The 7,526-nt window shown below is 45.5% G+C and carries 7 protein-coding genes and 1 pseudogene; 2 read left to right on the top strand and 6 right to left on the bottom strand.

The window, feature by feature from the left end; genetic code table 11:
- The first annotated feature begins 120 nt into the window (after positions 1–120).
- Positions 121–330 (top strand): hypothetical protein, encoded by a 210-nt coding sequence (locus tag H6G17_RS31650; protein ID WP_199317178.1) that lies wholly within the window; start codon positions 121–123, stop codon positions 328–330.
- A 305-nt stretch (positions 331–635) separates the two neighbouring features.
- Entirely contained in the window at positions 636–1,022 is a 387-nt protein-coding gene (locus H6G17_RS31645) for an IS1 family transposase (RefSeq protein WP_199317177.1), read from the top strand.
- A 327-nt stretch (positions 1,023–1,349) separates the two neighbouring features.
- Here the strand turns inward: H6G17_RS31645 and H6G17_RS33780 are convergent, their stop codons facing one another.
- From H6G17_RS33780 to H6G17_RS31615, 6 genes and pseudogenes are all read right to left on the bottom strand, one after another.
- Complete coding sequence (locus tag H6G17_RS33780) at positions 1,350–4,196, bottom strand: GAF domain-containing protein (protein ID WP_192162614.1); 2,847 nt, start codon at positions 4,194–4,196, stop codon at positions 1,350–1,352.
- Positions 4,197–4,282: 86 nt separating this feature from the next.
- A complete protein-coding gene (locus tag H6G17_RS31635; protein ID WP_192162611.1) occupies positions 4,283–5,029 on the bottom strand; it encodes a tetratricopeptide repeat protein in 747 nt (248 codons plus the stop codon).
- Between the two features lie 68 nt (positions 5,030–5,097).
- Entirely contained in the window at positions 5,098–5,799 is a 702-nt protein-coding gene (locus H6G17_RS31630; RefSeq protein ID WP_192162610.1) for an ISAzo13 family transposase, read from the bottom strand.
- Positions 5,800–6,314: 515 nt separating this feature from the next.
- Positions 6,315–6,596: an IS1-like element transposase gene (locus H6G17_RS33075; protein WP_199317174.1), complete on the bottom strand. Its 282-nt coding sequence runs from the start codon at positions 6,594–6,596 to the stop codon at positions 6,315–6,317.
- Positions 6,597–6,697: 101 nt separating this feature from the next.
- The gene (locus tag H6G17_RS31620) at positions 6,698–7,183 is read right to left on the bottom strand and encodes a DUF29 domain-containing protein (protein ID WP_192162608.1); all 486 of its coding nucleotides are present in this window, start codon (positions 7,181–7,183) and stop codon (positions 6,698–6,700) included.
- 56 nt (positions 7,184–7,239) lie between these two features.
- Positions 7,240–7,526: pseudogene (locus H6G17_RS31615) on the bottom strand (hypothetical protein); the annotation flags it as partial.

The raw sequence follows: 7,526 nt of genomic DNA, 5'->3' as shown, positions 1-7,526 counted from the left end.
AAGAGTCAGGGTTTTAGCTTACTCAAAAGGTGCTAGCCAGGTTCTCTTTTAGGCAAAGTTTTTCTTAGCGTCAGTTTTTGTACGATTGCTACGACAACGCCTAGACAAGGAAATAGTCGATTGAGAGGAATACTAGTAGAGAGCGCCTGGCGGGCGATTGAGAAGGATAGAGCATTAGGAGAGTTCTTTAACAGACTCTATCCTCGCACTGGGAAAAAGCGAGCAATTGTTGCGGTTGCCAGAAAATTGATTGGTCGGATTCGAGCAGCCTTCCACCAAGGAGTGCCATACCAGATGGAATACCAAGTTTCTCAAGCCCTTACAGCTTAAAGACTCAACAGCGATTATTTTAATTAGATAGCGCGAAAATTTCAGACTGATTTCAGAATGCATCGACAGATTTTACTGCTGTGACCCCGTCCACATTTCGGTGAGTGCTTAGCAACCACGTTGTGATGTTTGAGGCGCAGCCCCCTTCAAAACGAAAGAGGAAAGTGTAGCACTGTTACGACAGTGACTACGAATGACTGATTGTCGAGGAGGCTCTGGAATCAAGCTACATCTCGATTTGGAGCAGGATTTGGCATGAGTCATAATAATTGAGCTAATTGTAGTAAATCCCCTTGACAATCCACATGACTGAAATGTGGAGTTATGTCGGCAATAAGGATAATCCACGATGGTTATGGCATGCTATTGACTATAGTAGTGGAAAAGTTTTAGCTTACGTCTTTGGGAGACGTAAGGATGAAGTATTTCTTAAGTTAAAACAACTACTGGAGCCATTGGGAATTAGTCGCTTTTACACAGATGGTTGGGGCGCTGACGAGCGGCATTTAGAAGCTAATAAACATGAGGTCGGCAAGCAAAACACCCAGAAAATAGAAAGTAAGCATATAAATTTACGTACGCGGATTAAACGTTTAGCTCGACAAACAATTTGTTTTTCTAAAACTGTTACGATGCACGATATTGTTATTGGACTATTTATTAATCGCTATGAGTTTGGAATAGCCATTTAATGCTTCTTCCACAGCTTGATAACACCTCCTTTTTAGTGATGAGAGTTGGCAACGCTGAATCGAGAAACGGGAGACTAATTTTGCTGTTTAGTGCAATTTCTGCCTGTGAAGCAATAGTGGTCGGAAGCGTCATCAAAAAGTTGCTGCGGTCGTTTTCCTTCTAGAGCGAGTGCTTATTGCAAATACGGTGAATTGAGATGGTTGAACAACAGTAGTTCATTGTCAATAAGCTGACTTTCTGAAAACACATCTTCCAATTGTAACTTTTTGATTACACTACTCTCGCTTGAAACTCCCAACAGTTATACAAGCAAAGCATTCATAAGACTACTGGTGTGGAGAAAACTGACTTGATTTAGCACCCAGTACCGAGGATAAAGTTTGCAGTAATTCCGGTGCTGTGTAGGGCTTGGACAAAAATGCTTTCACACCAACACCGGCGGCTTCAGCCACCTTATCATTTGATGCTAGTCCGCTCGTAGCAATTATTTTGAGCGAGTGGTTCATTTTTTGCAATATACGGATAGTTGTTTGACCATCCATATCTGGCATCATCATATCCGTCAACAATACATTAATGTCATTTTTATGCTGGGCGTATAGCGCGATCGCCTCAATTCCATTATTAGCTGTAAGTACCTTGTAGTTGTAGTTTTCCAGCGATATTTTCGTAATTTCACAAATGGCGAGTTCATCATCTACAACCAGAATTAATTCTCCGTGTCCTTTTGGTAGTTCCCGAGCTTCTGCTTGCTGCTGTTGAGTGCCTTCCACCGCTGGCAAGTACACCTTGAATTGGGTGCCAGCTCCCACCGAGCTTTCCACGGTAACAAAACCGCCATGGCTCTTGATGATGCCGATCGCGGTTGAAAGACCCAGCCCCGTGCCTTTGCCCACCTCTTTAGTCGTAAAAAATGGCTCAAAGATTCTTTCCAAGATTTCAGGCACAATACCCATTCCCCTGTCCGAAACAGTAATGACGCTGTAGGGACCAACAGAGGCTTCCAGATTCATCCGAGCGTAGTTTTCATCAATGAATAGGTTCTCAGCATGAATACTCAACGTTCCACCGTCTGGCATCGCATCGCGGGCGTTAACTACTAAGTTCATCAGCACTTGATGTAGCTGAGTCGCATCTGCACACACAGTCCAAAGGTTTGGCGATATATCCGTGTAAATTTCGATTGATTTAGGAAATGTTTGTTTGGCAATCTGCCTAATTTCCATTAACAGGTGCCGCAGCTGAAGAATCGTGCGCTTACCTTCCAGCCCTCGCGCAAACGACAGCACTTGCTTGACCAAAGCCGCCCCGCGTTTAGCACTAGCTTTCTGTTCCGCCAGCAACTGCTGAGTAAGCGAATCGGGGATTTTCTCCTGCAACAGTTCAGCGACCATCAAAATGGGTCCTAGTACGTTATTTAAGTCGTGAGCAATGCCACTAGCAAGGGTACCAATGCTCTCCAGTCGTTGGGCACGCAAGAATTGCGCTTCGAGTTGTTTTTTCTCAGTAACATCGGTATTGACGACGAGAATTGATTTTGGTTGCCCCTGTTCGTCGCGCACTAGCGTCCAGCGGCTATTAACGACAATTTCTCTACCAGATTTGATGACTTGATACAACTCACCTTGCCACGAACCGCGATCGAGCGTCAATTCCTGGACTTGTTGGAGTGGCAGCGAAGTTTCTTGGTAGAGAAAATCAGCACTCTGTCCCAGGGCTTCCTGTGCCTTCCAACCATACAAACGCTCTGCCCCCTGATTCCAGAATAGGATTTGCCCCTCTAGATTTTGCACGGTAATTGCATCGCTGGCAACATCCAGCAAGGCAGCTTGTTCGCGGATTTTCTCTTCCGAGCGCTGGCGCTCGACCAATTCGGTTTGAACCTGCTCAAACAGCGTGGATTGCTGGATGGCGATCGCCACCTGGGTTGCCAAGTGCTTGAGCAAATCGATCTCCATCTGCTGCCACTGCCGCGGTGACGAACAGTGATTAGCTACTAACAATCCCCACAGTTTCTCCCCTTGCACAATTGGTACCACCAAGTTGGCTCTAACTTGAAACTGAGCCAGTAAATCGGCATGACATTTGGATAACCTTGATGCGTAGATATCCTCTGTAGCATGGGTTCGTCCCTGTTTGTAAAGCTCCCGACCAGAAGTTTCTCCGAAAAAAGAGTCTTTGCATTTCATTCCCAGGATAGAAGCCCATCTAGAACCTACAGATTCTACTGCTACAAAGCCACTCCAGTCCGGTTCGAAGCGGTAAATAAACACCCGCTCGCTCTGAAGAAACTGCCGGACTTCAGACACAGTAGTGCTTAAAATTTCCTCTAGATTCAATGACTGACGGATGCGTTGAGCCATCTGTGCCACCAGCCGCTCTCGCTCGGCTTGCTGTCGTTGCTGTCGCCAGGCTTCTTCCTGACGCTGGCGCTCGGCAAGCTCAGCCAACTGTTGCGCTCGACTCTGCTGTTCGCGCTTGACTTTCTGTCTGTAGTTGCGGAAGAAGCCAGCCAAAGCAGGCTCGTCTTCGAGTAAGGCACCGAGATGCTCTTGGACTCGCCGATCTGCTTCTAAGGCAACTTCTGGGTAGGCTTCCATCCACACATGGCATGATTTGGTGTAAGCGATAAACGCAACTAAATGCTGGTAGTTTACAGAACCTAGAAGCTGGCGTAGCTCTTGACGACAATGCTCGGAAGAGTCTTGTAAGGCAATAAATATCGAACAGTAAAATAGGCTGTCTTCAAGTTTCGTGTTTGATTCTAGCAGAGCTGCGAGCGACTCGGGCTGCGCTGCTAGCAAATTGAGGTGCTCGTCGATGTCAGTTTCTACTGGGGGAGGTGTTTCCAGCAACTCTAACACTTCCCGCGCACTCATCCCTAGAGGACGTAGGGTACAACTATGGCAAATCATGCAGTAAGGAACGGCGCAGAAGCGTGAGAGGTAGGCGGAAAGCTTTTCTTTGAACCGAGCTGACAATGGATTATTCACATACGCACTCAGCGTCTGTTGCCATAAGTTTTCCAAAACCTGGGGATTCTGTTGGGCCGGTCCGAAGAAGGGTGGGACAAAACCAAATTTTGACTCGATTTCTGCCAGAATTTGCTCGCTGGTTCGCCCTGAAGCGATCGCAGGTGCAAGTTGTAGTTTTTCATCTAGAATCTGTTTCATCAGTATCTGTTCTACTAGAGTGCGGGAGCAAAGCGAAGTATTGGAAGTGGGTCGTTGTTATCTATATTGCTATTCCAACAGCAATTCTATTTGGACAAAAACTTTACTCGATCGAAACAGGCGATCGCTTGGGAGTCGTACCCTAATTTCTCCAAGGCAATACCTTTGCCGTACCAAGTTTGCTTGTAGTCTGGATCGATCTCTATAGCTCGATCGAAGCTCTTGACTGCCTTCTCATAACAGCCCGACTCACTCAATGTTCTTCCTCGATCGTGCCAAGCTAGGGAAAAATCTGGTTTGAACTCAATAGCCTGGTCGAAGCTGTTTAGTGCTTGCTCGTATCGCTGCAACTGCCTTAGTGCAATCCCTCGGTTATACCAAGCCCAATAGCTATCTGGTCGTATTTCCAACGTCCGGTCAAAGCTCTTGACTGCCTGTTCGTAGTTACCCCAGTCAATTAAGGTAATGCCTCGGTTGTGCCAAAAAGTCGAGATCTTCGGATTGCACTCAGTCGCGCGGTCAAAGCTGTTAACCGCAGCGGCGTATTTACCGGACTTACCTAGCGCAATCCCTCGGTTGTGCCACACCCAGCAGGCATTTGGTTGAATAGCCAAGGCTTGGTCAAAATTAGTAATTGCTTGCGCGTGACGACCCAAATTTCCTAGCGCCAAGCCCTGCTGGGACCAGGCTTCAGCATAATCGGGTTGGTACTTCAGTGCTGTGTCAAAAAGGGCGATCGCTGCTTCATATTTTTCTGCTTGATTCTGACGCAATCCCTGCTGGAAAAATAACTCTGCTTCCAGTTTTAAATTTATAGTTCTAAATTCCTGCATCCGACTTAAGTTATATCTTATGTTTAGATTCTACAAAATTTCATGAACAGACTGCTAAGGATCGTGGATTAAATAACCTGTAATTCTGGCTGAGCAGTGTAATTCCACTGAGGCAAGAATTCATCAAAGACAATTTTCATGGTTGATTTGAAGTCAAGAGCAACTTTTCTACCTGTTTGATAGGTCTTGTCGAGAATTGTCGTAAACACATTGAGTCCTGTGCGAGTGGTTGCAGTTGCCATCAATTCTTGCACCGTCTGCACGCTGTCAAAAATCACACCCTGACACACACGAGTCAGATGGGGAAACAAGCGATGCTCAATGGGATTGTGCTTGGAGGTATAGGGCGGGTAGTGGGCAATGCGAATCGAAATTCCCAATTCATTGACCAATGCCTGTAAGTCCTGCTTGAAGATGTAATGGCGCGAGCTATTGCTACCTCCTCCATCACAAAGCAACAAAATGGAATCAGCCAATGGGTAACGTTGCTTGCCATAGGTATTCCACCAGTAGCGAATAGAGTCACAGGCAAATTCGCTGGTATCATGGCTGGTACCAATCTGGATGTAGCCCACATTGTTCCTCATGTCGTACAACCCATGAGGAATAGCAACCCCGGTTGCAAGCGTTGCCCAATCATGGTCAAACACTTCAATCGGTTCTTGAGTGTAGAGTGTTCCATCTCGGTACAAGTTGCCAATCAATTCTCTTTTTTTGTATCCATACTCATCACTGGATTGCCAGGTAGTGTTGTAGATGAGTTGAACCAACTTTAGATTTCTACTTTAAACTCATACTTGTTGATAAATAACCCAATTACCAAATCATGCATCTGAATCGATTTGGAGAAGCAGATTGTCTTCCTTGCTAATCGTTTGATTCTTGTTCTTAATGTCAAATGCTTTCTCTCAATTCTCTGCATCTTCTACTTACTAACTTGTCGCATCTCTCCTAAGAGATGCCTTCCGTAGGTTTTTAAACCATCTGTATAAAATTTTGTGATTCCGAAAGGCTCTAGCAACTTCTTTAGTTTCAGAAACACTTCATCCTGTCGTGAACCTAACACATAAGCTAATATTTCTCCTGTACTATGGTCTATTGCATGCCATAACCAACGCGCTCTTTTCCTTTCTCCCAACAAAGCTTTGCATTTCATCGACTTCAGCTTTCTTGACTACTTTGTCCGCTTCATTCTCTGCTGTTTCTAGCTCGATCTCTATTCGCTGCACTACTACGATGGCAGTATCTGTATTAATGGCTTCTAATACTTTAGAATTAACACTTTCTAGTTGTTCTTCTTTTTTTTTAATTCCTGAATCACCGTAGAGGTGCTAACCCCTAAAACTCTTGCTGTATCCCGGATTCCGCTGCCATTGACAGCCATATCCACAATTTGTGCTTTAACTTCTTGACGACGACCTGGATAAGCGTGAGGTTCTAAAGTAAAAGTGTGGTAGGGACACTCAGCATTGTTACACGCGTATCTTTGCTTGCCCGTTCGAGTTTTACCAAATTTAGAGAGGTTACATCCGTAGCAGTGAGGACAACGAAGAGGAATGATAGCCATAAGTTAAGCGTTTGAGCCAACATCTCGCTGCCTATGATAATACATTTATCAACTCATCTACAACATTACCCAGAGGCGATCGCAAAACTGTTTCCTTTGCCTCAAGCACCCGTTTCATCAGTCGATTGAGGGAAAAAGTGCGGGTCTAACACTCGATCCAAAGAATACACGCACGCCGAAGGAAAAGTCGCTGCGCTCAATCCAGTTTCACTACTAGCCTGGTCTACTGCTTGTTCGTAACATTGAGTCAAGATTTCTTCTAAGTAGGGCTTGAGACTGGGAGAGTCTTCTATGATGAGTTGAATTTGGGATCGTCCTTCTACCACGCTGCTGCGCCAGCTGTTGAGGTAGTAGAAGGCATTGGATTGGTAGTTAAGTTTTAATAAATGCTTCAACACTCGAATCAATTGACTTTTTACCGCTCGTCTATCCGACCGACTCAAAGACTCTACCTCTTCAATTAAGTTTTCTAAATCTAGCTCCTCAAATCGCCCCTGTTTCAACAGCATTGCTTGCCCAGTCGCCCAGGCAACAAAATCTTGTTCATACAAGCTCGAACGCGTACTCTTTTCAGGAGATACAGCCATTGCGCTCCTTGAATCTAAATCAATTTCTGTTTCTACTGAAGATCGTAGATCATGCCCTACAAAAGTGTGGGATAGGTAGCGATATCATTCCAAGTCCAAGCACGATCGGTTAACTCTGCTCGCTGTGCGGCTGTAGTTCCAAGGCACGAATGCAGACCATACCAATTGAACTAGCTCAGGACGAGTCTCAGAGTTACCTCAGTCTGCTCCCAAACCTTGCTAAATTTGCGAGAGTTGCGGGAGGAATCCTTCCCCCCGCAATCTCTCATGTTTTGTCGGCGGTGCCAGCGTCCTGTCTGTTGACGAAGAATGCCGTTGGTTCGCTCCAATCGCTGCGTCAATG

This window comes from Chroococcidiopsis sp. [FACHB-1243] (assembly GCF_014696895.1).
Taxonomy (GTDB): Bacteria; Cyanobacteriota; Cyanobacteriia; order Cyanobacteriales; family Chroococcidiopsidaceae; genus Chroococcidiopsis.
Note: the sequence above shows the minus strand (reverse complement) of the source record. Positions and strands in the feature narration are given on the sequence as shown.

What these genes read in the sequence shown, in the direction of transcription:
- H6G17_RS33075 (WP_199317174.1), bottom strand. Translation starts at nt 6,596, where the DNA reads ATGGCTATCATTCCTCTTCGTTGTCCTCACTGCTACGGATGTAACCTC.
- H6G17_RS31645 (WP_199317177.1), top strand. Translation starts at nt 636, where the DNA reads ATGACTGAAATGTGGAGTTATGTCGGCAATAAGGATAATCCACGATGG.
- H6G17_RS33780 (WP_192162614.1), bottom strand. Translation starts at nt 4,196, where the DNA reads ATGAAACAGATTCTAGATGAAAAACTACAACTTGCACCTGCGATCGCT.
- H6G17_RS31635 (WP_192162611.1), bottom strand. Translation starts at nt 5,029, where the DNA reads ATGCAGGAATTTAGAACTATAAATTTAAAACTGGAAGCAGAGTTATTT.
- H6G17_RS31620 (WP_192162608.1), bottom strand. Translation starts at nt 7,183, where the DNA reads ATGGCTGTATCTCCTGAAAAGAGTACGCGTTCGAGCTTGTATGAACAA.